Genomic DNA, 24,092 nt, shown 5'->3' with positions numbered 1-24,092 from the left:
TGCAGGCGGATCATCCTAACCACTTGTATTTAGCCGCCGTAACGTGGCCGTGAGAGCTTCCGACTATTCTCAGGCGGCCGCCTTTCTTCGCTCCGAGAGCTCCGCGTTCAGCATCTCCGCCAGCAGGAAGGCCAGCTCCAGGCTCTGGCCCGCGTTGAGGCGCGGATCGCAGTGGGTGTGGTAGCGGTCCGCCAGGCCCTGTTCGGTCACCGCCACCGCGCCGCCAGTGCACTCGGTGACGTTCTGCCCGGTCATCTCGGCATGGATGCCGCCGGCGAAGCTGCCCTCGGCGCGATGCACCGCGAAGAAGCCGCGCACTTCGGCGAGGATGCGCTCGAACGGGCGGGTCTTGTAGCCGGTCGCTGCCTTGATCGTGTTGCCGTGCATCGGATCGCAGCTCCATACCACCGGATGCCCTTCGCGCTGCACCGCGCGGACGAGCTTCGGCAGCCCGGCCTCGATCTTGTCGTGGCCGTAGCGGGTGATCAGCGTGATCCGCCCCGGCGTGCGCGACGGGTTGAGCGTGTCGAGCAGCTTGAGCAGCACATCCGGCTCCAGGCTGGGGCCGCACTTCACGCCGATCGGATTGCCGATGCCGCGCAGGAACTCGACGTGCGCCGAGCCCTCGAAGCGGGTGCGGTCGCCGATCCACAGGAAGTGCGCGCTGGTGTCGTACCAGTCGCCGGTCAGTGAATCCTGCCGGGTGAGCGCCTGCTCATAGGGAAGCAGCAGCGCTTCGTGGCTGGTGTAGAAATTGGTCGCGGCGAGCTGCGGCACGCGTTCCGAATCGATGCCGCAGGCGGCCATGAACTCGAGCGCCTCGCCGATACGGTCGGCCATTTCCGAATAGCGCTGCGCCCACGGGCTGCGGCCCATGAAGTCGTGCGTCCAGCGATGGACCTGATGGAGGTCGGCATAGCCGCCGGTCGAGAAGGCGCGCAGCAGGTTGAGCGTCGCCGCCGACTGGAGATAGCCCTGGATCAGCCGCTGCGGATCGGGCGTGCGCGCCTCCGGCGTGAAGGCGATGTCGTTGACGTTGTCGCCGCGGTAGCTGGGGAGCTCGACGCCGTCCTGCACTTCGGTGTCGGCCGAACGCGGCTTGGCGAACTGGCCCGCCATGCGGCCGACCTTCACGATCGGCAGCTTGGAGGCGAAGGTCAGCACCACCGCCATCTGCAGGATGACGCGGAAGGTGTCGCGGATGTTGTTCGGATGGAACTCGGCGAAGCTCTCCGCGCAGTCGCCACCCTGGAGCAGGAAGGCGCGGCCGGCGGCCACGTCCGCCAGGTCGGCGGTAAGGTTGCGCGCCTCGCCCGCGAACACCAGCGGCGGATAGCTGGCGAGCTGGCCGGTCACGGCATCAAGCGCCGTCTGGTCGGGATAGATCGGAAGCTGGCGCGCCTCGTGCGCCGTCCAGCTGTCGGGGGACCATTGGGCCATGTCATTCTCCTGCGTCACGCTCACGAACCAGTCGGCGTGATCGGCGATGCCGTTGGCGGCGATCTGGTTGACGACCTTGGGACTGGCGCGCTTGCCGTCTTCCTCCCAGCCCTGGACGGTACTGCCGGGCGAATCATACCAGGCGCCGAACGCGGCCCGGGTGAGGCCGCGGTCTTCGCGGAAGCGGCGGATCTTGGCACCGGCGAGAGTCGTCATGCCGGCGCGCTTACCCCGATGGGGTAATGGCATGCAAGGGAAATTTCCCGGACTGGGTAAGGCGAACGCTGGCGCCGGAGAAATGTTGACTAAATTGACGCGGGACGCGGTGTTGCGAGCGGCTCCGAGGGAACGCGACGGCAACGCGGCAGGAACGCCGCAGGGACGCGACACCGGCGCGCCGCCGACGCGACACCGACGCGACACCGACGCGACATCGACGCGACACCGACGCGACACTGGCGCGACGCCGACGCGACAGTTGGGTCACACATGCGCGGCGTCTCAGCTCCATGCAGGCAACATCGGCGCGACGGCTGGGCTACAGGTGCGCGGCACCTCCGCCATTGACGCCAAGAGGCGCTGCTTCTGGCGATTTGTCCCTCGACGACTTCGCTCGGGATGAACGGGATCAAAGAGCGGCCGGCCCGTGAGGTGCCGGAGCGCGCCAAACGAGCAGGGGAAATCCTACATTGCAAGTCCCTTCCTGGGCGCGGTGCGGGAGAGGGAGGGGCCTGCTCGGGCGAAGCCCGGGCGGGAGGGTGAGGGCGCCCTCGCTGGCCTAGGACGGATCGACATTCAATCCTCCCCCGCCAGGGGGAGGTGTCAGTCCCCGCGAAAGCGGGGACTGACGGAGGGGGAGGACGGCGACAAACTATCGGCGTGCTTCCTCCCCCTCCGTCACGCTTCGCGTGCCACCTCCCCCTGGCGGGGGAGGATAAAAGGGGCTGCGCTTTCCGCCGATCTGAATGTCGATCGCCCTAGAGTGGAATTCAGCCAGTTTGAATCTGTTCCCCGGCGAAGGCCGGGGGCCAGTCTCGAACCGCTTGCAGCGGGCCCCGGCCTTCGCCGGGGAACAGCTGCTTCACGCCGGATGGATCAGGCCCTGGTCACCGTCACCCTCCCGCCTTCCCTCTTTCAGAGGGAGAGGGACAGTGTTTGCTAGCTCGCCACCCAATTGCCGTGGAAGCCTGGTGGAACGCGGTGGGGGATGCGGATGCTGGCCTGCGGTTCTCCCTCGAAATCCTGCGCATCGAGGATGACGAGGTCGGTCGTTTCGTTCGGAAGGTCGACCACCAGGCCGATCAGCCAGCCGTCGTCCTCCGCCGCCTCGGAGGAGGCGGGGACGAACACGAACTCGCCCGGGTAGCGGCCTTCGCCGAAATCATGCGTCTGGCGCGTGCCGGCATCGAGATCGTGCTTGTAGAGCCGCGTGTCGCCGATGAACCCTTCCGAGCTTTGCGGCACGCCCAGCGTATAGGCGTAGCGATAGCGCCGGCCGAAGCGGCGTTCGTCGGGACGCGGGAATTCCTGCGGCGTCGGGTCGATCATCCGTCGAACGGCGCTGCGCGTCACCGGGTCGAGCGTCAGCCGCTCGAGCCCGAGCGGCACCGCGTTCGGCCCCTTGGGATCGTCGTCGAACATGGTGGCGTAGGTGACCGCGTCGAGCACGACCTTGCCGCCGTCCTCATAGGCATTGGCGACATGGAAGATGTAGAGCGGGTCGAGATCGATCCAGGCGATATCCTCCGCCGTGCCGGCGCGCGGCAGCAGGCCGATCCGCGCCTGATGCTCGGGATTCCAGCGATAGGGGAAGCCGTGCCCGCCGATCAGCGCCTTCATCGAGAAGGTGACGGGGAGGTCGAGCACCAGCACATAATGTTCGGTGATCGCGCAATCGTGGATCGACGGGCCGTGCTTCACCGCGATCGGCAGCTCGCGGATCACCTGGCCCTCGGCATCGAGCACGACATGGCGCACCTCGTCGGGCCGGGTCGCCTCATAGGCGATGGCGTGCCATTCGCCGGTCGCCGGATCGCGGTGCGGATGGGCGCTGAAGCTGCCCACCAGCGTATCGTCGAAGGGATTGTAGGTCTGCTCCTCGAGATCGTCGGCGAGCTCGACCGGATAGCTGCCCGCCTCGACCAGCGCGAAGGTGCGGCCGGCGATGCCGACGACGTTGGTGTTGACCGTGTCGAAATTGCCGTGGCGTGGCCCGGGAGCGGGATCGACGCCGCGCTTCTCGCCGACCCGGTGCGAGCGGATCCAGCGGTTCTTGTACCACAGCGCCTTGCCGCCCTCGACGCGGATACCGTGGACCATGCCGTCGCCGACGAACCAGTGATAGCCCTTGGGATCGGGATCGACGGGGTTGGGGCCGATGCGGAGATAGCGGCCGTCGAGCACCGATGGGATGGCGCCGGTGACGGGCAGCTCGCGGATCGTCTTCTCCTCGCTCATCGGCGCATGGATGCCGGTGAGGAACGGGTGCGGCTTGTCCGCTTCGGGCAAGCGCTTACGGTTGAACTCGGCGACGGCCTCGATCCCCTTGGTGACGGCGCCTCGGATCAATGTTTCGACGGAGCTTGCCATGGTGCGACTCGCATGGTTGATGTTGATGGTGTAAACATGGGCGATAATGGTAACAGTGTCAACATGACGACGGCGAGCGATGCGGCGAAGCGCGGCTATCACCACGGCGACCTGCGGGCCGCGCTGGTCGAGGCGGGCCTGCGGATGCTGGAGGAGCGCGAGAGCGACGAGCTGTCGCTGCGCGAGATGGCACGCACGGTGGGGGTGAGCGCGACCGCCGTGTACCGCCACTTTCCGGACAAGGAGGCGTTGCGGAAGGCGCTGGCCCATGCCGCCTACGACAGGCTCGGCCAGGCGCAGCGTGCGGCGGCGGTGGGGAAGGGGGACGTGCTCGACGAGTTCGAGGCGATGGGGCGGGCCTATGTCCGTTTCGCGCTCGATCATCCGGCATTGTTCCGGCTGATGCTGAGTGCTCCGGCGCCGGCCGATCCGCTGGCGCTGACGCCGGACAAGGACGACGAGGCGGCGCGGCTGCTGCGCGCCTATGCCGCGCGGCTGGCGGGGGAGGGGGCGAGCGAGTTCAAGGTGCGCACCGTCGCGATGCGTGCCTGGGCGCTGGTCCATGGGCTCGCGGTGCTGATGCTGAGCGGCAACATCCCGCGCGACGAGGCGCTGATCGACGCGGTGGTCGATGCGCGGGCGTTCGGGGGGTATGGGGAATGATCAAATCAAGCCCCTCCCCTTCAGGGGAGGGGTTGGGGTGGGGCAGTGCGGCAGGCGGGAGTCTCGGTGAGACCTCCCCCCACCCCCAACCCCTCCCCTGAAGGGGAGGGGCTTAAATAGGTCACTGCGCCCCCGTCTTCCCCGTCCACTTGCCCAGCCAGCCGAGCACCTCGCGGTACCATTGCCGGCTGTTCTTCGGCTTCAGCACCCAATGGTTCTCGTCCGGGAACACCACCAGCCGCGAGGGGATGTCGCGGCGCTGGAGTGCGGTGAAGCTGGCGATGCCCTGCGTATACGGGATGCGGAAGTCCTTCTCGCCGGTCACCACCAGCATCGGCGTCTTCCACTTGGCGACGTGATTGACGGGGTTCCATTTCTCGAAGGCCTCGGGGTCCTCGAAGTAAGCCTTGCCGCCGTGCTCCCACTCGTCGAACCACAGCTCCTCGGTCTCATAGGCCATGGCGCGGGCGTCGAACACGCCGTCGTGCTGCACGATGCACTTGAACCGGTCCGGCCAGTTGCCCTCGATCCAGTTCATCATATAGCCGCCGTAGCTGGCGCCGAGCGCGCAGGCATTGTCGGCGTCGAGCCAGTCGAACTTGGCGGTCGCGGCGGCGAGGCCCTTCTGCAAATCCTCGAGCGGCCAGCCGCCCCAGTTGTTGCGGATCGCGTCGGTGAAGGCCTGGCCGTAGCCGGTGCTCCCATGGAAATCGACCGCGACCAGGCCGTAGCCGGCGCCCGCGAACACCGCCGGGTTCCAGCGATAGGACCAGCTGTTGTTGCTCGATCCCTGCGGTCCGCCGTGGACCATATAGGCGATCGGCACCTTGCCGGTGGTGCCCGCCGGCTTCACCGCATAGCCCCAGACGGTGTCGTTGTTGGCGCCGGTGAAGCTGAAGCGGGTGACGGTCGGCCATTCGACCCCAGCGAGCTTCTCGGCATTGACCGAGGTGAGCCGTACCGGCGCGCCTTTCCCGCTCCACCAGTAGAAGTCGCCCGGCTCGACCAGGCTGTCGATCTGGAGCACCGCGCCGTCCGCGCTCGGCACCACGGCGGCGACATGACCCTGCTGGGTCAGCCGGGTCACCTTGCCGGTCGTGCGGTCGACGGCGAAGACCGGCACCTCCTGCGTGTCGTCGGCGGTCACATAGAGCTGTTTGGAGTCCGGCGACCAGGCGATCGAGCTCACCGAACGGTCCCAGCCTTCGGTCAGCGCGCGCACCTCGCCGGTGGCGATGTTGCGCAGCATCAGCACCATGCGATCGGCCTCATAGGTCGGCCGCTTCATCGCCGCCCAGGCGAGCCATTTGCCGTCGGGCGACACCGCCGGGAGATTGTCGGTCGCGTCGTTGTCGGCGGTGAGATTGGTCGGCGGCGCCGAACCGTCCGCCGGGGCCGAGAAGACGTCGAGGTTCGTCGACGTCGGCTCGATCCGCCCCGCCTCCCGCAGCGCGAAATAGACGGTCCTGCCGTCCGGCGACCAGGCCAGCTCCTCGCCGCCGCCGAACGGCTTGGACGGCGTGTCGCCGATGAGCGTGCCGACGATCGGCGTGCCGTTGCCGCCGGTCAGCGGCACGACGAAGAGCTGCGAGCGGTTGCCGTCCGCCCATGTATCCCAATGGCGGACGAACAGCTGGTCATAGGTGCGGCCGGATCCCGCATTCGGGTCCTTCTTCTCCATCGGCGGCTCCAGGCTCGGTGCGCCCGGCTTGCGATCGGCCCAGACCAGCAGCTTGTCGCCGGTCGGCGCGAGCTTGAAGCCGCCGATCCCGCCCTTGAGCTGCGTGACCCGCCGTGCGCCGCCTGCCGACGCGAGCGCCCAGACATTGTCCTCGCCGCCCTTGTCCGACTGGAAGTAGAGCGTGCCGTCGGGGCCGAACTCGGGCGAGGTCTCGTTGACGTCGGCCTCGCCCAGGATCTTCTCGGGCCGGGCGCCCTTGGCCTTGAGGTCGAGCCGCCAGATGTCGAAGCGGCCGCGGTTGGCGGCGAGGTCGGTCTCGCGCTGCTGCCACACCAGCCAGCGGCCGTCCTTGGAGACGACGGGCGCGGAGACACGCGACAGCAGGGTCACGTCGTCGATGGTGAGCTGACGGGCGGTGGCGGGGACGGCGATCAGGAGCCCGGCAAGGGCGAAGGTGAAGGTCTTCATGGCGCGCGAGGTTAGCAGCGCGCGATTTGGGCGCAACGTTCCTGAGGGGCGATCAGCGCGCTTGACGTATCCGCCACCCCCCTCTAAGTGCGCCGCTCCGCTGAATCACGGCCCCTTCGTCTAGCGGTCTAGGACGTCGCCCTCTCACGGCGAAAACACGGGTTCGAGTCCCGTAGGGGTCACCAATACCGCCATAAGCCTTTGGCATGGCATGATAAATCTTTCATCGCAGCGCGCCCGTTCGATTGGGTCTTACAATCGTATCGCATAGCGGAGGCTGGTCGCGGCCATCCGTCGGCCGACCCAAGCAGCGGCAGCTGCACCGCTGCAAGCACCTGCAAACGCGGAGGGCGACCCCAAGCTTTTCGAGTTCAATTGCGATACGCCGACATCGATGCTCGAGGCCGCGGTGATCCAATGGGATTGGAAGGAGGCGGTGTTCCCCGAGTTCACCTAGTTCAACAGCCTGCATGAAAAGCTGATCGGACGCTGGGCGGAAATCCGTGCGCGGCTTCTCGATCAGCGGGCCTGGTTCACCCATACGGCCGATCCGTCGCACGCCGTTGCGCGATCGGCGGGTGAGTATCGCCAGGGACTGACCAAGTATCAGCAACTCTATCCGTTGCGCGACTTCGGCAAGCGGCGACCGATACGCTCAAGGAACTGGCACTTGCCTATGCAGCATTGCTGCTGATCTTCACGTTCCTGTTCATGGCGATTGAAGGGCACAACTTCGCCGACAGTCTCTATTGGGCGGGAACCGCCGCGACGTCCAGGCTATGGCGACATCAGCCCCAAGTCGACAGCGGGAGAAATGCTTGCGCTTGCCTTGATGCACCTCTCCATCTTTGGAGTCGTGCCACTGATCGTCGTGCGTTTGATCGAGCGACTGAATCAGGATCGCGATGCATTCACGCATGAAGAACAAGTGCGGATAATGGAGACGCTGGCGAGGATCGAACAGACAGTCGCACGCCTGGAAGCCGGGCGGATAGAGCGGGTGGATGAACTTGGTGGACCGGCGCAAGCCGTGAACCGGGTCGAAAGTTAGGCGTCAAGGATTCGTCCGCCGCGAGTTGTCCCCGCCGAGTGACAAAGACCCACCATCGCGGTCGTCAGCGGTAAATCGGAAACGACAGTCAGGAAGCGAGACAGTCAACCTCCCAAGGCCCGAGCAAGCCGTACCAATACTTCGTCCAATGCTTGCAGGAAGCGTGATCGATCCGTCTTTGAGAAGGGAGGTGGGCCGCCCACTTGCTCGATCCCCGCACGCAGGTCGGCCATGATCGCACGCGTCGCGATGGCGGCGCCGATGGAATTGGCGGTGAATGGTTTCCCGGTCGGAGCCAGCACCGTCGCTCCGGCCTTCAGGCAGCGGTCGGCGAGCAGGATGTCGGCCGTGATCACCACCGTCCCGGCGTCGGCGGTTTCGGCGATCCAGTTGTCCGCTGCGTCGAATCCGCTGTCGACGACCTTGCGGCCGACCAGCGGATGATCGGGCAGGCGCAGATAGCTGTTGCTGACGATGATCACCGGCACGTCGCGGCGAAACGCGACCTTGTAGATTTCCTCCTTCACCGGACAGGCGTCGGCGTCGACCAGGATGCGGAGCGGATCGCTCACCGCCGTGGCGCGCCCTTGCGATATGGCTTGGCATGATGGCGCGGTGCCGGCCGGTTGGGCCCGTTGCGCTGTGGCCGCGCGCCTTGCACCGGACCCGTCGACGGCTCGATGCGCACGTCGTCGTCCCCCTGGGCGGTGCGAGCGACCGCCGCCTGGAATTTTGCCGCGATCGCGCGCGGGATCTGGAATGCGGTTTCGTTGGGGCCGATGCGGATCGCGCCGACCTCGTTCTTGGTGATGTGGCCTCGGCGGCACAGCAGCGGCAGGATCCAGCGCGGATCGGCGTTCTGCCGGCGGCCGATATCCATGCGGAACCATACTACATCGTCGAAGCCGGGCCGATGTCGTTCCTGTTGCGCGGCGCGCCTCGCTTCCGGCGTCGCTTCGATCAACTCCTCGGGCTGGGGCATCGCCGCGCGGTGCGCGCGGACGAGGGCGGCCGCGATGTCCTCGGGGCTTTTCGCCTGCAGCAACCGCTCGGCGAGCGCGCGGTCCTCGTCGTCCACCTCCACCGGCTCGAGCAGTGCGGCGATCAGCCGTTCGCGGTCGCTCGCGCGGATATCCTCGGGCGTCGGCGCGTCGATCCACTCGACGTTGATCCGTGCGCCGCGCAGCATCGCCTCGACGCGGCGGCGGCGGGGATAGGGGACGATCAGCACGGCCGTGCCCTTCTTGCCTGCGCGTCCGGTGCGTCCCGAACGATGCTGGAGCGTCTCGGCGTCGCGGGGCAGCTCGACATGGATGACGAGGCTCAGCGTCGGCAGGTCGATCCCGCGTGCCGCGACATCGGTGGCGACGCATACGCGGGCGCGGCGATCGCGGAGCGCCTGCAGCGCCGCGTTGCGCTCGTTCTGGCTGTGCTCCCCCGACAGGGCAACGGCGGCGAAGCCGCGCTCCACCAGGCTCGCGTGCAGGTGCCGCACGTTGTCGCGCGTGGCGCAGAACAGCATCGCCGTCTCCGCCTCATGAAGGCGCAGCAGGTTGATCACCGCATGCTCGATGTCCGACGGCGAGACCGTCACCGCCTGATAGGCGATATCGCCATGCCCGCGATCCTCGCCGACGGTCGAGATGCGCAGCGCGTCGCGTTGGTAGCGCCGCGCGAGCGCCACGATCGGCTTGGGCATCGTCGCCGAGAACAGCAGGGTGCGGCGATCGGCAGGCGTCGCGTCCAGGATCTCCTCCAGGTCCTCGCGAAACCCCATGTCGAGCATCTCGTCGGCTTCGTCGAGCACCGCGGCGCGCAGGGCGGAAAGGTCGAGCGCGCCGCGCTCCAGATGGTCGCGCAGCCGGCCGGGGGTCCCCACCACGATATGCGCGCCATGGCCGAGCTGGCGGCGCTCCTTCGCGGCATCCATCCCGCCGACGCAGGTCGCGATGCGCGCACCGGTGGCGCCGTAGAGCCAGGACAGCTCGCGGCTGACCTGCAGCGCCAGCTCGCGCGTGGGCGCGATGATCAGCGCGAGCGGCTCGCGCGTGGGGATGATGCCGCCGTCCGCACCCAGCAGCTCTCCGGTCATGGCAAGGCCGAAGGCGACGGTCTTGCCCGACCCGGTCTGTGCGGAGACGATCAGGTCGCGCCCCAGCGCCTGCTCCTCCAGCACGGCGGCCTGGACAGGGGTAGGGGAAGCATAGCCGCGCTCGGCAAGCGCCTGGACGAGAGGCTGGGGAAGGTTGGAAAACTGCATGATCGCTCGGGAGATGGGTGGTCGCCGCCGCGCTACAAGGACAAAGCCCGGCACGCGAGCACATTGCTAGGCCATCGGCGCCTCATTGCGCGTCGACGGGGTCCTGTTCGGCAGGCGGAGACGAGCGATCGATCAGGATCTCCTCGGCTCGTGCACGCGCGGCCGCCTCTTCACGCGTGCGCGCGTCGAGCTTGCCGAAGATCGAAGAGACGTGGTGGTCGACGGTCTTGGCGAAGACGAACAGCCGTTTGCCGATCTCCTTGTTGGTCCAGCCCTTCGTTGCCTGCTATCGCCGCTGCCTTGTCTCGTCCATTTCGTTAAATGAACGTGCTTCGAGGGTCGCCGCCGAAGCGGTTCGCGGTCCGGTCCCGTGTCGTCAATCGACCCCGCGATCCGGCGCGATCATGCGCCCGACGCCCCCGCGATCGTTGCGGGCGACGCGGGCAAGCTCGAGGGCGCGGTCGAGATCGGCCGGCGTGCCGCTCCGCCCATGCACGCCGACGATCGTTCGCACCGGCAGCTTTTCCCGCGCGATGAACGCCGAGAGCTCCTGGCCGGTCGCGAACGCGGCGGGGACGGTGCCACGCTCGGGCAGGTAGAACAGGTCGCCCTGGAACAGCGTGCCCGATCCCGGATCGAAACCCACCAGCATCGTGCCGGAATGGCTGCTCGCGATCGGATCGATGCGAACCGGGCGCTCGCCGAGGTCGAGCGTCGTCCTGGTCGTGACCTCATGCATCCGCGCCGGCGTCCGGTCCCCGAACTGCCGCCGCAGCGCCGCGCTGCCGCCGGCGCCGACGAAGATCTCGGCATCGGCATAGACGGGCAGGCCGGCGACATGGTCGCGATGGACGTGTGAGAGGACGACATGGGTCACCTTGCGCCCCGGTGCGGTCCGCTCGATCAGCGCGCGGACCGTCTGCGCTTCCTCGGGGCTGACCGAGGGATCGAACAGCACGATGCCGCGGCTGCCGACCACGAAGCCGGCATGATAGCCCGAGCCGGCCCCATCGATGCGGTAGGCACCGCTGCCGAGCGCGGTGGCGCGCAGCGGTCCCGCCGGCGTTGCGGGACGATAGGCGGAATCGATGGTCAGTAGCGACCGGTCTTCCGGCCGGGCCGGACGAGTGATGATCGTATCCCAGCGCGCGACAAGATGGCCATCGCGCGTATAGGCGACCTGGCTCGGCCCATAGCGATAACGCTCGGCGCCGATCTGCGCCTCAGTCAGCGCGCCCGCCGTAGTATCGAGGCTCAGCGTGACCGGACGGCCGGCGCGATCGGTGAAGCGCACTTCACCCGCATTGGTCTCATGCTTGGCCGCGAGCGCATCGCAGGCCGCCAGGCCCGGCACGAGCATCCGGAGATCGGTGCCGTCCTTGATCGAGCTTGCCGCATCGTCGCGCTGCAGGACGTCGCCGTCCCGCCAACCGAGCTCGTCGACCGTCGACTCGCCTTCCGCCGTGCCGACGGTGCGGTAGCGGAACTCGATCTGGCCGGGATAAACGGTCGAGGTGCGCAGCAGGAAGTTATCGCCCGGCAGCAGCAGCATCGATTGGCGTGCGTCGATCGTCGTGACGGGTTCGCCGGGATCGTAGCCCTGCTCGGGCGTGAACCGGCTGCCGGCGAGATCGACGAGCACCCCCTGCTCGACCGGGCGGCATAGCGCCGCGAGCGATTCGTCTGCAGCGCCGCTTCCGCCGAAGCTCAGGATGCCCAGGGTCGCGAGCAGTGGCAGCATCATTCTCTCCTAGCCGGTAGGGCAGTGTCGTCGGGGTTTTGAACGCGAACTTCCCTGGTCGATTCAGCGTAGAGCGCCGGCAGCCGCTATGCACCCGTTTCATTCCTTCACGGAAGGGCCCAAGAACTTCGAAGGCAGACCCATTCAGCGAAAGGTTGGAGCGCCAAATAGCCGCGCGGGTGGCAGGTTCCTGATACCTGCCGTTCATTGATCTGCTTGGGAAATGCAGCAGGCGTTGCGTTCAGAAGCGCTGGCTCAGCCCGCGGCCGTCGCCCGGGCGTATCGCATCGGCGGCATTCCGACATGGCGGGTGAAGGCCGTGCTGAACGTGCTCGCCGAACCATAGCCGACCTGCGCAGCAACATGTTCGATCGCCAGCTCACGGCTGCGCAGCAGACGCTTGGCGAGAGCCATGCGCCAAGCCAGCAGATATTCCATCGGCGGCAGCCCGACGATGCGGCTGAACCGAGCGAAGAACGCCGAGCGCGACATTGCTGCCTCGGCGGCGAGATCGGCGACGGTCCAGCCGTGCGCCGGCCGCGCATGCATGGCGCGCAAGGCAGCCACCAGGCGATCGTCGGAAAGCCCGCGCGCGACGCTCGGCACCGATGCGATGTCGGTACCGCAGCGCAGCGCCTCGATCAGCAGCACTTCGAGCAGGCGTTCCAGCACCAGCTCACGCCCCGGTCGCGATTGCCGCGTCTCGTCGCCGACCAGGTGCAGCAATTGCGCGAGCCTTGGCTCGCCGCGGGCGACGACCATCGACGGCAGCAGGGAAACGAGCAGGGCCGCATCGGGCGATGCGAAGCTGCATAATCCCACCTGCATCCTGAGATTGACCGGCTCATGCGCGGGCCCGACCCGGAACCGGCCCTCGCCGAGCTCCGTCGGCACCATCTCGATGCCATGTGGCGGCGCATCGATGCTCTCGATCATCTGATCGTTGGTCGAGGGCGACAACACGAAATCGCCGGCGCGCACGATGATCGGTGGGCGGCCCGCAGCGACCACCCGGCACTGGCCTTCGAGGACCGCGAAATAGACGGGCTTGCCCTCGACGTCGCGGTTGATGCGCCAGCGCCCGGCATATTCGACCAGTTTTGAGAAGCTGGCCGACGGCTGGAGCAGAGTGACGATCTCAGCGAGCGGATCGGTAGGCATATCAGGACTATCGCTAACTGATTCGAGATTTTCACGCATAGAAGGTCCTACAGGCGATGGCTATCTCCGGAGCCCCACGACAACCATCCCGGAGTTCCCATGCCCACTGTTCTGATCACCGGCTGTTCCTCGGGCTTCGGCCTCGAAACCGCGAAGCTGTTCCTCGAGAAGGACTGGAAGGTCGTCGCCACGATGCGCAATCCCAGGGACGGCATCCTCCCGGCGTCCGACAACCTCGTCGTCCTCCCGCTCGACGTCACCGATCCGGCCAGCATCGCCAGCGCTTTCGAGAAAGCCGGCGACATCGACGTGCTGGTCAACAATGCAGGGTTCGGCGCCGCGGTGCCGATCGAGCTGATCGACCCGGAGACGGCGCGCCAGCTGTTTGAAACCAATATGCTCGGCACGCTCGCGACGGTTCAGGCGGTGCTGCCCAAGTTCCGCGCGCGCCGCGGCGGAACGATCATCAACGTCACCTCCACCGCGACGCTGAAGCCGCTGCCCCTGGTCAGCGTCTACCGGGCGAGCAAGGCGGCGGTGAACGCGCTCACGGAATCCCTGGCGGTCGAAATGGAGCCGTTCGGTGTCCGCGTGCATATCGTCCTTCCCGGCCGCTCGCCGGAGACGAGCTTCGGTGACAACGCGATGCCGCACCTGCGCGGGCTCGATAACCCCGACTACAAGCCGCTGATCGAGGGCATGATCGCCAATTTCCGCGAGGATACGGGTCCGGTTACCCATGCGGTCGATGTGGCGGAGGCGGTCTGGCAGGCGGCTACCGATCCCAGCGCGCCCCTCCGGATTCCGGCCGGCGAGGACGCGGTGCAGTGGATGGCCGAGGCTCGTTGACCCGCTCTCAGCCTTCCTGCGAGGATGACGGCGGGGCCGCCGTTGAGCGGCCCCGCCCGGCAATCTCGCGATCACCGGCGCTTACGCCTCGGCCACTCCTTGGCCGGCTACGAGTTCCGATGCGAAGGTATGATAGGAGTGCAGCGGACGGCCCAGCATGACGATGAGGCGCTCGACGTCGCCGGCCTCGGGGATCATGCCGTCGCTGACATAGCGTTCGGCCATCAGGCGCATCTCATAGGCCGTCCATTTCGGCATGAAAGTCGCCATGTTCTGCTCGAACCCGCTCGGATCGTCGCCGCCATAGACGACCGGCCGGCCCAGCACGTCCGACCAGATTGCCGCCACGTCCGTGCCGGTCAACGTATCCGGGCCGACCAGGTTGATGATCTCGACCGGCAGCTTGGCGGATGCCCGGTCGCGGCGGATGAGCTCGATTGCGGCCACCTCCGCGATGTCGCGGGCATCGACCATGGCGATGCCCTTGCTGCCGATGGGCATCGGATAGACGCCGTGGTTGAGGATCACGTCCTTGATCATGTGCTCGTTGTCGATGAAGTAGGACGGCCGCAGGATCGTGGCACTGAAGCCCATCGCCTCGATCATCCGTTCGGCGCCCGATTTCACCGCGAAGTGCGGCACGTTGACGAACCGATCGGCGTGGATCACGGACAGGTAGACGACGCGGTCGACGCCTGCTTCACGGGCGAGATTGAGGGTGATGAGCGCCTGGGTGAACTCGTCCCCGGTGACCGCATTGAGCAGGAACAGCGTGCGGACATCGGCGAAGGCGGCGCGCATCGCATCGATGTCGAGCAGGTCGCCCTTCACCACCGCCACGCCGGACGGGACATTCGCCTTTGCGGGATCGCGGGTCAGGACGCGCACCTCGGCGCCGCGCTTCACGAGCTGGTCGACGACATGGCGACCGACACGGCCGGTAGCGCCGGTAACAAGAATGGTCATTGGGCTTCTCCTGGGTTTGTCATGATCGACGACCCGGAAATTAGTGATCCAGATTCGTCCCAATAGCCGCTATATATGGACAGATCGTCTCACTGGTGGAACGCATGGATCTGCTTGCCCTTGCCGACTTCAATCTCGTCGCCAGGCATGGCGGTTTTGGACGCGCCGCCCGCGCCGCGGGGCGCCCCAAGGCCACCTTGTCGCGGCGGGTCGCGGAACTGGAGGCGGACCTCAACCTGCGGCTGTTCGAGCGCGGCGCCCGCGATTTGAAGCTCACCGAGGAAGGGCGCGCGCTCCACGAGCGCACCGCGGCATTGCTCACCGAGCTCGGCGAGACGGCAGCGGCGATCGCCTCGGGCGGCGACAGGCCGCGCGGTCATCTGCGGATCAGCGTCCCGCTGTTGTTCTCGCAGACGGCAATGGGAAAGCTGGCTGCCGGGTTCGCGCTGGCATATCCCGAGGTGCGCCTGGAGGTCACCACCGACGATCGCGCGGTCGACATGATCGAGGAGGGCTATGATCTGGTGATCCGGGTCAATCCGCGCACCGACGAGACCCTGGTGGGCCGGCCCTTTCTGCACGACCGGCTCGTCGTGGTGGGAAGGTCTGATCTCGCTCGGCCGGACGGTACCGCCGTCTCCGCGGTCGTGCGCGGATCGGCTGATCCGGGTAACATCTGGATGATGACGACGGCGAGCGGTCCGTCACCTCTTGCGATCGATCCTGTCCTGTCTCTCTCTTCGCTGGTCATGGTCCGTGACGCGGTCCGGCTGGGCATCGGCGTCGGACGCCTGCCCCTCTCGCTGGTGAGCCGCGATCTTGCTGGCGGCCGGCTTGTTCAATGGGGTGGGGTTGAGGGCCCGGATATTACGCTGTGGACCTTGTACCCGTCGCGGCGGCTGCTGAGCGCTCGCGTGTCCGCCTTCCTGACCTACCTCAAGAAGCAATTTCCCAAAGGGACGCCCGACGAGCTGGCAGCCTTCATCGACTAGCGAAAGGCGCGCGGATTTCGCTTCACTGATTTCCGAATCTGGTGGAACGTGGCGGTACAGCCGTAATGCGTGACATCGCCCGTGCGGAATCGGGTCGGGCTTTCGGGAGAGACAAGATGCGTAGATTATCCGGTGCCGGCCTCTTCCTTCTGGCGCTGACGGCGACTCCGGCGCTGGCCGACCACCATGATACCGCATCCAATACGCTCACCGCCCGGGAGCGCGCCGAAGGCTGGCAGCTGCTGTTCAACGGCCGCGACCTCGCCGGCTGGCGATCCTACACCGGCGGCGCGCCCGCCTCGTCGTGGACGGTACGCGACGGCGTGCTGATGCTGACGGCGAGCAGCGGCAAGATGAGCGGGGCGGACCTGGTCACCGCCGACAGCTATGGCGCGTTCGAGCTGACGCTCGACTGGAAGGTCGAGCGCGGCGGCAACAGCGGCATTCTCTATCTCGCGCGGAACGTGCCGCAGACCAGGTACATCTACGAGACCGGCCTGGAGATGCAGATCCTGGACGATGCCGGGCACCCCGACGGCAAGATCCCGTCGCATCGCGCTGGCGCGCTCTACGACCTGACGGTGCCGCCGCCGGGCGCGGCACATCCGGCCGGGACCTGGAACCACGCGCGGCTGCGCGTCGAGCCGGGGCGTATCCGGCAATGGCTGAACGGCAAGCTCACCGCCGACGTCACCTTCGGCGATGCCGCGTGGCGGAAGCGGGTGGCGGCATCGAAATTCGCGACCATGCCGTTGTTCGGCACCTTTCGCAGCGGCGTGATCGGCCTGCAGGACCATGGCGAGCCGGTCGCGTTCCGCAACGTCAAGCTCCGCCGGCTCGACGCGCGGGGCATGGACGCCAAGGCAGGCGCCCGGTGACGTCCGGCGCACTCGATCCGGCGGGCGCCGCGGCCGACGTCATCATCGTCGGCTCGGGCGCCGCGGGCGGCATGGCGGCCTATAGCCTGACCAAAGCGGGCCTGCGTTGCCTGATGCTGGAGGCGGGCCGCGACTATGACCCGCAGGCCGAGGTCAACATGTTCGCGCCCGAGAGCGACGCGCCGCTGCGTGGGGCCGCCACGCCCGACAAGCCGTTCGGCTATTTCGATGCGACGGTGGGCGGCGGGTGGCAGGTCGACGGCGAACCCTACACCATGCATGAGGGCACCGACTTCCGCTGGTACCGCTCGCGGATGTTGGGCGGGCGGACCAACCACTGGGGCCGGCACGTGCCGCGTTGGGGACCCTATGACTTCAAGCCCTTCTCGCGCGACGGGCTCGGGGTGGATTGGCCGATCGGCTATGACGACGTCGCCCCCTTTTACGACCGCGTCGAGCGGATGATCGGCGTCAACGGCGGACGGATCGAGCTGGAGAACCATCCCGATTCGCCGGCGGGCTGCCTGATGCCGCCGCCCAAGCCGCGCGTTACGGAAATGCTCATCAAGGCGGCTGCCGAAAGCCTGGGCATCCCGGTGCGGCCGGCGCATACCGCCGTGCTGACGCGCGACATGCCCGACGACGTCGCGCCGCGCAGCGCCTGCTTCAACGCCACGCCCTGCACGCGCGGCTGCACGATCGGGGCGATGTTCCAGACGACCACTTCCTTCCTGCCGATGGCGAAGGCCACCGGGCGGCTGACGATCGTGACCGACGCGATGGTCTCGCGCGTGGTGATGGGTGCGGCCGGCCGAGCCGCCGGGGTCGAGTATGTCGACCGCAAGACGGGCGTCCGCCACCAGGCAAAGGCGAGGGCCGTGGTGCTTGCGGCGGGGACGTGCGAAACCACGCGGCTGCTGCTCAATTCGGGCGACGGCGAACGGCCCGGCGGCCTCGCCAATTCCTCCGGCCAGGTCGGGCGCAACCTCACCGATTCGACGGGCGCGTCCTTCCGCGCCTATGTTCCCGCGCTCGCCGACCGCCCGCGCTACAACGAGGACGGCATCGGCGGGCAGCACATGTACATCCCCTTCTGGCTGTACCAGCAGCAGAAGCGCGGCGAGCTGGACTTCGCCCGCGGCTATCATTTCGAGCTCGGCGGGCGGTTCGGCATTCCGCCGGCGGCCGCGCTGCCGCGCGTGTGGGGGCCGGCGCTCAAGAAGGCCGTGCGCAGCGCCTCGGGTGCCACCATCGGGATGACGCTGCGCGGCGAGATGATCCCCAACAAGGACAGCTATTGCGAGATCGATCCCGCGGTGAAGGACCGGTTCGGCATCCCGGTGCTGCGGTTCGCCTTCCGCTGGTCGCAGAACGAGCTGAACCAGGTCGCGCACGGGCAGCGGACCGCGCACGCCGTCTTCAAGCGGATGAACGCCGTGATCCTCGATCCCGCCCTGCCGCCCGAGAAGATCATCACCGCCGGCGGCGAGATCATCCACGAGCTCGGCACCGCGCGGATGGGCGCGGACCCGCGGTCGTCGGTGGTCGACAGCTATGGCCAGACCTGGGACGTCGGCAATCTGGTGCTGATGGACGGCGCGATCTTCGCCTCCGGCGCGCACAAGAACCCGACGCTCACCATCCTCGCGCTGGCGCTGCGCGCTTCCGAGCGGCTCGCCGAGCGTTTCAAGTCAGGAGCCTTCGCTTGACCCTGTCGCGCCGCGCCACCTTGCAATGGATGATGTCCGCGGCGATGCTTCCGCTCGCGCGCTGGTCGCCGCCGGCGATGGCCGCCGGAAGCGGCGCTGCCCCGCCGTTCGACATCGTCGCGGACTGGCCCGATACGTTGCCTGAGCCACCACCGGCCAAGGGCTATGGCCGCGATCCCGATCTGACCAAGCCCGTGGCGCCCTGGCCGCTGACCCTCAGCAAGGCGCAGCGCACGACCGTCGATCTGCTGGGCGACCTGATCCTCCCCGCCGACGAGCGGTCGCCGGGTGCCGGCACGCTCGGTGTCGGGGCGTTCGTGGACGAATGGATCAGCGCACCCTATCCGATCCAGCGGGCGGACAGGGCGCAGGTGCTCGGCGGGCTGATCTGGCTCGACGCGCAGAGCCGGGCGATGCACGGCGCCGCATTCGATGCGATCACGCCGGCACAGCGCGTCGAGCTGCTGGACGCGCTGACCGCTGCGGCGCCTGCCGCCAAGATGACGGCGCCCGTCGCCTTCATGGATACGCTGCGGTATCTTTTCGTTCTGGGCTTCTACAGCCTGCCGGAAGGCAAGGCCGACATGGGCTTCATCGGCGACCAGCCGACGCCCGGCGATTATCCCGGGCCGACACCGGAGGCGCTGGCGCATTTCGCTGAGGTGGTCAATCGGTTGGGATTGAGAGAGTCCTAGATCCGAACTCGGATAACCTCTCCCGTCCCGCACTCATACAAATTGACCATGGACGATGAAGATGCTTCTGATGGTGGCTCCATCCGGAGAGTAACAAAGCCTGTTTTGTTTATCAGTATCGTAGATGGATAAAGCGCCTCCCGTAGGGGCACCAGCGGAGCGTTTCGGCTTCCGCTTTGCGCCGCCCGGCGTTCCCCGCATATATTGGGATCAGGCTTCGGACGAAGATTGCTTACGCCCGACATCAGGAAGGAACGCGGTGAGCAGGCCGATCGCCGGCAGGAACGCGCAGAGCTGATAGACCGTCTCGATGCTGGTCCGGTCGGCGATCCAGCCGAGCGCGGCGGCGCCGAGGCCGCCCATGCCGAACGAGAAGCCGAAGAACAGGCCGGAGATCATGCCGACCTTGCCGGGCACGAGTTCCTGCGCGAACACGACGATCGCGGGAAAGGCAGAGGCCAGGATCAGGCCGATCGCGATGGTGAGCGGCGCGATCCAGAACAGGCTGACGTGGGGCAACAGCACCGTGAAGGGCAGCGCACCCAGGATCGAGAACCAGATCACGTATTTGCGGCCGAAACGGTCGCCGAGCGGGCCTCCGGCGACGGTGCCGACCGCGACCGCGGCGAGGAAGGCGAACAGGTGGAACTGCGCGTCCTGCACCGACACGCCGAACCGGTGGATCAGGTAGAAGGTGAAATAGCTGGTGAGGCTGGCGAGATAGACATATTTCGAGAAGATCAGCGCCAGCAGGATCGCAATGCCCCTGACGGCATGTCCCTTCGGCAGCTCGTACACCGCCGATGCCCCGTCGCCGGCCTTGAGGCGGACGAGGCCGTGATGGCGATACCAGGCGGCGACGTTCCACAGCACCGCGCCTGACAGCAGCGCCATCAGGGCGAAGAAGGCGAGGCTCGACTGGCCCCAGCGCACCACCACCAGCGCCGCCGCGAGCGGGCCCAGCGCCTGGCCGGCGTTGCCGCCGACCTGGAACAGCGACTGGGCGAGCCCGTGCCGCCCGCCCGCCGCCATCCGCGCGACGCGCGAGGATTCGGGGTGGAAGACCGACGATCCGACGCCGAGCAGCGCCGCGCCGAGCAGCACCAGTCCATAGCTGTGCGCGATCGACAGCACCGTCAGGCCCGCGAGCGAGAACAATGTTCCGCCGGGCAGCGCGAACGGGCTCGGCCGCTTGTCGGCATAAAGGCCGATCAGCGGCTGCAGGATCGAGGCGGTGATCTGATAGGCGAGCGTCACCAGACCGATCTGACCGAAGCTCAGCCCCAGATCGGTCTTGAGCCCCGGATAGATGGCCGGGAGCAGCGACTGCATCATGTCGTTGAGCATGTGGCAGAAGCTGATCGCGACGATCACGCCGAACGCCGTGCCTGTCGCCGCCACCCGAGGCTTCGCTACCGCCGTCATCTCGTTCATCGCTGCTCCTTTCGCGGACGGAGCGATTAGCCCTTCCCATTGCGTCCCGCTTCTCCATATGGGCCATTCGATTTTGAGATCGGGACAGGCATGCAGCAGCGCTATTCGCACGATTATGAGGATGTGCCGCGGCCGGTCGTCGGGATCGGCAACGACTATCCGCCGTCGTTCGAGCTGGCCGAACACCGGCATCGGCGCGGCCAATTCCTCTATGCGGCGAGCGGCGTGGTCGCGGTCAGCACGCCGGACGGGGCCTGGGTGGCGCCGCCCGAGCGCGGCGTCTGGATACCGGCGGGAATGCCCCACGCCGTGCGCATGGTCGGCGCGGTGCAGACCCGCAGCGTCCTGATCGAGCCCGAAGCCTGCCCGGCGCGTGGGCGTACCTGCGGCGTGGTCGCCGTCTCTCCCTTGCTGCGCCAGCTCCTCGTCGTGGCGGCGGAGGTGCCGGCCGAGTATGACGAGAATGGGCGCGATGGACTGATAATGAAGCTGCTGGTCGCAGAGCTCGACCGGGCGCCGGTCATTCCGCTGGCGGTGCCGTTCCCGCGTCATCCCGCGCTGGCGGCGCGATGCCAGGCGTTCCTCGAGCGGCCGCAGGCGACCGCCACCATCGATCAATGGGCCGATGCGCTGGCGATGAACCGCCGCCGCTTCACGCGGCTGTTCCGGCGCGAGACGGGCATGAGCTTCGCCGAGTGGCGGCAGCAGGCCTGCCTGTCGGTCGCGCTGCCGAGGCTCGCGGCGGGCGAGCCGATCACGGCGATCGCGCTCGACCTCGGCTATGACGGGCCGGCCAATTTCTCGACGATGTTCAAGCGCGTGCTGGGGGTGCCGCCGAGTCGCTATCGGCCGTAGGCGTCAATCCACCCAGGCGGCGTCGTCGATGTGGAGCTCCGCGGCCGGGCGGCTGCCCCAGTCGTCGATCCTGGCGCGGCCGGCGAGCCAGAGGCGGCGGTGCGACGGCGCGCCGAGCAGCGCGGCGCCGAGCGCGGTGTCGGCGGCGCGGAAGGCGACCGCCTTGAGGCTGCGGCCGTCGTCGCCCGCCGCGATCGTGCGGACGTGGCCGTTGCCGACCACGTCGACCTTGACCAGCCGCACCGGCCCCGCCGCGACGCGCGGGGCGGGCCAGCCCATGCCATAGGGGCCGCCGGCCTCCAGCGCGGTGACGAGGTCGGGGCAGACTCCGCCCGGCGCCAGCACCGAATCGATCAGCAGCGCGCGGTCGTCGGCGGCGCGGGCGACCGGCTCGGCGAGGCGTTCCTCGAGGAAGTCGGCGAAGGCGTCGAGCCGATCGGCGGCGACGGTGAGCCCCGCCGCCATGGCATGGCCGCCGCCGGCGACGAGCAGGCCGTGCTCCCTGGCCGACAGCACCGCCGCACCGAGGTCGACGCCGGCGATCGAGCGGCCGGATCCCTTGCCGACGCCCGCCTCGTCGAGCGCGATGACGATGGCGGGGCGGTTGAGCTTTTCCTTGAGCCGACCCGCGACGATGCCGATCACGCCGGGATGCCAGCCGGCGCCTGCGACGACCGCGACGGCGCGGTTGCCCTTGGCGTGGATCATCTCCTCGGCGGCAACCTGGACGCCGGCCTCGATCGCTCGGCGTTCCTCGTTGAGGCGATCGAGCTCCTGCGCGATCACGCGTGCTTCGTCAGGATCATCGGTGGTGAGCAGGCGCACGCCGAGGTCCGACTTGCCCACACGCCCGCCGGCGTTGATGCGCGGGCCGAGTGCGAAGCCGAGATCGCTCGCGGTCGGCGCGCGGGTGAGGCGGGAGGCCTCGATCAGTGCGGCGATGCCGGGATTGCGCCGCTGGGCCATGACCTTGAGGCCTTGGGCCACGAAGGCGCGGTTGAGGCCGCGCAACGCCGCCACGTCGGCGACGGTGCCGAGCGCGACCAGGTCGAGCAGGTCGAGCAGGCGCGGTTCCGGATGCTCGGCGAACCAGCCGCGTTGCCTCAGCTCGCGCAGCAGCGCGGCGGCGAGCAGGAAAGCGACGCCGACCGCGGCGAGGTGGCCGTGCGCGGCGCCGTCGGTCTCGTCGAGGCGGTTGGGATTGACGACGGCATGGGCGACGGGAAGCGCGGCGGCGCATTTGTGGTGGTCGACGACGATCACGTCGACACCGGCCCCGCGCGCCATTTCCAGCGCCTCGAACGCCTGCGCGCCGCAGTCGACGGTGACGATCAGGCTCGCGCCTTCGCGCGCCAGCCGCACGAGCGCCTCGCCCGAGGGGCCGTAGCCCTCCATCAGCCGATCGGGGATATAGGGGCGGGGCGCCAGGCCGAGATCGCGCAGCAGCCGCACCATCAGCGCGGCCGAGGTGGCGCCGTCGACGTCATAGTCGCCGAACACCGCGACCGTCTCGCGCGCGGCGACAGCGTCGGCGAGGCGGGCGGCGGCGCGGTCCATGTCGCGGAAGATCGAGGGATCCGGCATGAAGCCGCGGATGCTGGGCGTCCGGTAGGCGTCGAGCCCGTCGCGCGGGCAGCCGCGGGCGAGCAGCAGCGTCGTGACGAGATCGTCCGGCACCAGCCCGTCGCGCGCATCCGCCGCCAGGCCACGCCAGCGCCAGGGCTGGCCGAGGATCGATCGCTGGATGCCAAGCACGGGAGTCATCCGCGTGGCTTAGCTCGATAGAAGGGGCGAGGGTAGGGTGACCGGTGCCCCAATCTCACCGTCACCCCGGCCTTGTGCCGGGGTCCACCGAGCGGCTGATCCAAGACTCGAGCCTCTTGTGCATAGGTTGCGGCACCGTGGACCCCGGCACAAGGCCGGGGTGACGGTGGTGTGCGGGTCAGCGCGGCTTGTACCAATGGTCTTCGCGGAACCATTTGGTGACGATGTATTTGACGCCCTTCGTCACCGCCATGCCCTCGTGGAGCGTATTGGTGTTGGGGCTGCCATCGGGCTTCATGTTGTTCCAGGCGAGCAGCATTCGCTTCCGCGGTGGTACCCGGACGCCTGCCTGCGGGAACCAGGTGGCGCCGCCTTCCTCGACGTCGCTGAGGTAGATCATCGCGGTCCAGGTGCGCTGGCCGCCCTCCGCCTTCATCCGTGGCCAATAGTCGGCGGTCTCGTGGAAATAATCGTGGTGCGCGCGAAATTGCTGGCCGGGGGCATAGCGCTGGCCCTGCATCGTCTCGCCATAAGGGGGATCGATGCCGAGCAGATCGGCGATCCGCTCGTCGATCGGACGCACCAGCGGCGAGAATCGGTCAAGGTCGCAGCTTTCGCTGGTCCGGAAATTGGGATCGCTCGAATAGGCGAGCAGGGTCGAGGGGCGGCGGCCTGCGTCGATCAGCCGGATGAGCGTGTCGCACTCCGCATCGGTGATGAAGTCCTGATGATAGAAGACGTCGGCGGTCTCGACCTTGGCGCGCTTGACCTTGGGATTCGCCTCCAGCCGCGCGACCACGCTCGCGCCGAACTGGGCGCGGGTGCGGGACAGCGATCCTGCCTTTTTCTCAACCACGTTCATGATCCCGACCATGGCGCGGCAAGCATCAAAATCA

Annotated in this window: 20 protein-coding genes, 1 tRNA gene and 1 pseudogene; 10 read left to right on the top strand and 12 right to left on the bottom strand. The window is 67.8% G+C overall.

Annotated elements, in window-relative coordinates:
• Positions 1-69 precede the first annotated feature (69 nt).
• Entirely contained in the window at positions 70-1,440 is a 1,371-nt protein-coding gene (locus AC2YHA_RS06760; RefSeq protein ID WP_487401716.1) for a class II 3-deoxy-7-phosphoheptulonate synthase, read from the bottom strand.
• Between the two features lie 1,158 nt (positions 1,441-2,598).
• Positions 2,599-4,029: an 8'-apo-carotenoid 13,14-cleaving dioxygenase gene (locus tag AC2YHA_RS06755; RefSeq protein ID WP_487400862.1), complete on the bottom strand. Its 1,431-nt coding sequence runs from the start codon at positions 4,027-4,029 to the stop codon at positions 2,599-2,601.
• 63 nt (positions 4,030-4,092) lie between these two features.
• Between AC2YHA_RS06755 and AC2YHA_RS06750 the strand changes: the two genes are divergently transcribed.
• On the top strand, positions 4,093-4,692 hold the full coding sequence (locus AC2YHA_RS06750; protein WP_487400861.1) for a TetR/AcrR family transcriptional regulator: 600 nt from the start codon (positions 4,093-4,095) through the stop codon (positions 4,690-4,692).
• A gap of 121 nt (positions 4,693-4,813) precedes the next feature.
• On the opposite strand, the gene AC2YHA_RS06745 is transcribed toward AC2YHA_RS06750, so the two are convergent.
• Complete coding sequence (locus AC2YHA_RS06745) at positions 4,814-6,841, bottom strand: prolyl oligopeptidase family serine peptidase (RefSeq protein WP_487400860.1); 2,028 nt, start codon at positions 6,839-6,841, stop codon at positions 4,814-4,816.
• A 109-nt stretch (positions 6,842-6,950) separates the two neighbouring features.
• On the opposite strand from AC2YHA_RS06745, the gene AC2YHA_RS06740 reads away from it, so the two are divergent.
• The 3 genes from AC2YHA_RS06740 (at position 6,951) to AC2YHA_RS06730 (ending at position 7,892) form a co-directional block, all read left to right on the top strand.
• Positions 6,951-7,026: transfer RNA gene (locus AC2YHA_RS06740), tRNA-Glu, on the top strand.
• A 92-nt stretch (positions 7,027-7,118) separates the two neighbouring features.
• On the top strand, positions 7,119-7,298 hold the full coding sequence (locus tag AC2YHA_RS06735; protein WP_487401715.1) for a glutathionylspermidine synthase family protein: 180 nt from the start codon (positions 7,119-7,121) through the stop codon (positions 7,296-7,298).
• Between the two features lie 357 nt (positions 7,299-7,655).
• Complete coding sequence (locus tag AC2YHA_RS06730) at positions 7,656-7,892, top strand: hypothetical protein (protein ID WP_487400859.1); 237 nt, start codon at positions 7,656-7,658, stop codon at positions 7,890-7,892.
• 104 nt (positions 7,893-7,996) lie between these two features.
• On the opposite strand, the gene AC2YHA_RS06725 is transcribed toward AC2YHA_RS06730, so the two are convergent.
• The 5 genes and pseudogenes from AC2YHA_RS06725 to AC2YHA_RS06705 form a co-directional block, all read right to left on the bottom strand.
• A complete protein-coding gene (locus AC2YHA_RS06725; protein ID WP_487400858.1) occupies positions 7,997-8,464 on the bottom strand; it encodes a YaiI/YqxD family protein in 468 nt (155 codons plus the stop codon).
• Positions 8,461-10,152: a DEAD/DEAH box helicase gene (locus AC2YHA_RS06720; protein WP_487400857.1), complete on the bottom strand. Its 1,692-nt coding sequence runs from the start codon at positions 10,150-10,152 to the stop codon at positions 8,461-8,463. The genes AC2YHA_RS06725 and AC2YHA_RS06720 overlap by 4 nt, the downstream gene beginning before the upstream one ends.
• A gap of 82 nt (positions 10,153-10,234) precedes the next feature.
• Positions 10,235-10,420, bottom strand: a pseudogene (locus tag AC2YHA_RS06715) (LuxR C-terminal-related transcriptional regulator); the annotation flags it as partial.
• 108 nt (positions 10,421-10,528) lie between these two features.
• Positions 10,529-11,893, bottom strand: a complete 1,365-nt coding sequence (locus AC2YHA_RS06710; protein ID WP_487400856.1) for an MBL fold metallo-hydrolase — start codon at positions 11,891-11,893, stop codon at positions 10,529-10,531.
• Between the two features lie 255 nt (positions 11,894-12,148).
• Positions 12,149-13,054, bottom strand: a complete 906-nt coding sequence (locus AC2YHA_RS06705) for an AraC family transcriptional regulator (RefSeq protein ID WP_487400855.1) — start codon at positions 13,052-13,054, stop codon at positions 12,149-12,151.
• A 99-nt stretch (positions 13,055-13,153) separates the two neighbouring features.
• Here AC2YHA_RS06705 and AC2YHA_RS06700 point away from each other — a divergent pair, with 99 nt between their 5' ends.
• On the top strand, positions 13,154-13,903 hold the full coding sequence (locus AC2YHA_RS06700) for an SDR family oxidoreductase (protein WP_487400854.1): 750 nt from the start codon (positions 13,154-13,156) through the stop codon (positions 13,901-13,903).
• An 81-nt stretch (positions 13,904-13,984) separates the two neighbouring features.
• On the opposite strand, the gene AC2YHA_RS06695 is transcribed toward AC2YHA_RS06700, so the two are convergent.
• Positions 13,985-14,869 (bottom strand): SDR family oxidoreductase, encoded by an 885-nt coding sequence (locus AC2YHA_RS06695; protein ID WP_233786287.1) that lies wholly within the window; start codon positions 14,867-14,869, stop codon positions 13,985-13,987.
• 104 nt (positions 14,870-14,973) lie between these two features.
• Between AC2YHA_RS06695 and AC2YHA_RS06690 the strand changes: the two genes are divergently transcribed.
• From AC2YHA_RS06690 to AC2YHA_RS06675, 4 genes are all read left to right on the top strand, one after another.
• Positions 14,974-15,861, top strand: a complete 888-nt coding sequence (locus AC2YHA_RS06690; RefSeq protein ID WP_487400853.1) for a LysR family transcriptional regulator — start codon at positions 14,974-14,976, stop codon at positions 15,859-15,861.
• A 116-nt stretch (positions 15,862-15,977) separates the two neighbouring features.
• The gene (locus tag AC2YHA_RS06685; RefSeq protein ID WP_487400852.1) at positions 15,978-16,739 is read left to right on the top strand and encodes a 3-keto-disaccharide hydrolase; all 762 of its coding nucleotides are present in this window, start codon (positions 15,978-15,980) and stop codon (positions 16,737-16,739) included.
• Positions 16,736-18,448 (top strand): GMC family oxidoreductase, encoded by a 1,713-nt coding sequence (locus AC2YHA_RS06680; RefSeq protein WP_487400851.1) that lies wholly within the window; start codon positions 16,736-16,738, stop codon positions 18,446-18,448. The genes AC2YHA_RS06685 and AC2YHA_RS06680 overlap by 4 nt, the downstream gene beginning before the upstream one ends.
• A complete protein-coding gene (locus AC2YHA_RS06675; RefSeq protein ID WP_487400850.1) occupies positions 18,445-19,143 on the top strand; it encodes a gluconate 2-dehydrogenase subunit 3 family protein in 699 nt (232 codons plus the stop codon). The genes AC2YHA_RS06680 and AC2YHA_RS06675 overlap by 4 nt, the downstream gene beginning before the upstream one ends.
• A gap of 210 nt (positions 19,144-19,353) precedes the next feature.
• On the opposite strand, the gene AC2YHA_RS06670 is transcribed toward AC2YHA_RS06675, so the two are convergent.
• Positions 19,354-20,577, bottom strand: coding sequence for an MFS transporter (locus AC2YHA_RS06670; RefSeq protein WP_487400849.1), 1,224 nt, complete (start codon positions 20,575-20,577; stop codon positions 19,354-19,356).
• A 90-nt stretch (positions 20,578-20,667) separates the two neighbouring features.
• On the opposite strand from AC2YHA_RS06670, the gene AC2YHA_RS06665 reads away from it, so the two are divergent.
• Positions 20,668-21,432: an AraC family transcriptional regulator gene (locus AC2YHA_RS06665; protein ID WP_487400848.1), complete on the top strand. Its 765-nt coding sequence runs from the start codon at positions 20,668-20,670 to the stop codon at positions 21,430-21,432.
• Between the two features lie 3 nt (positions 21,433-21,435).
• Here AC2YHA_RS06665 and recJ read toward each other — a convergent pair whose 3' ends face one another.
• Together recJ and AC2YHA_RS06655 are read right to left on the bottom strand one after the other, a co-directional pair.
• On the bottom strand, positions 21,436-23,196 hold the full coding sequence (gene recJ / locus AC2YHA_RS06660) for a single-stranded-DNA-specific exonuclease RecJ (protein WP_487400847.1): 1,761 nt from the start codon (positions 23,194-23,196) through the stop codon (positions 21,436-21,438).
• Positions 23,197-23,374: 178 nt separating this feature from the next.
• On the bottom strand, positions 23,375-24,058 hold the full coding sequence (locus AC2YHA_RS06655) for a prolyl hydroxylase family protein (protein WP_487400846.1): 684 nt from the start codon (positions 24,056-24,058) through the stop codon (positions 23,375-23,377).
• Positions 24,059-24,092 lie beyond the last annotated feature (34 nt).

The sequence above is a fragment of the Sphingomonas sp. SRI_018 genome (genome assembly GCF_057586275.1).
This window is presented reverse-complemented; position numbering and strand designations above follow the sequence as displayed.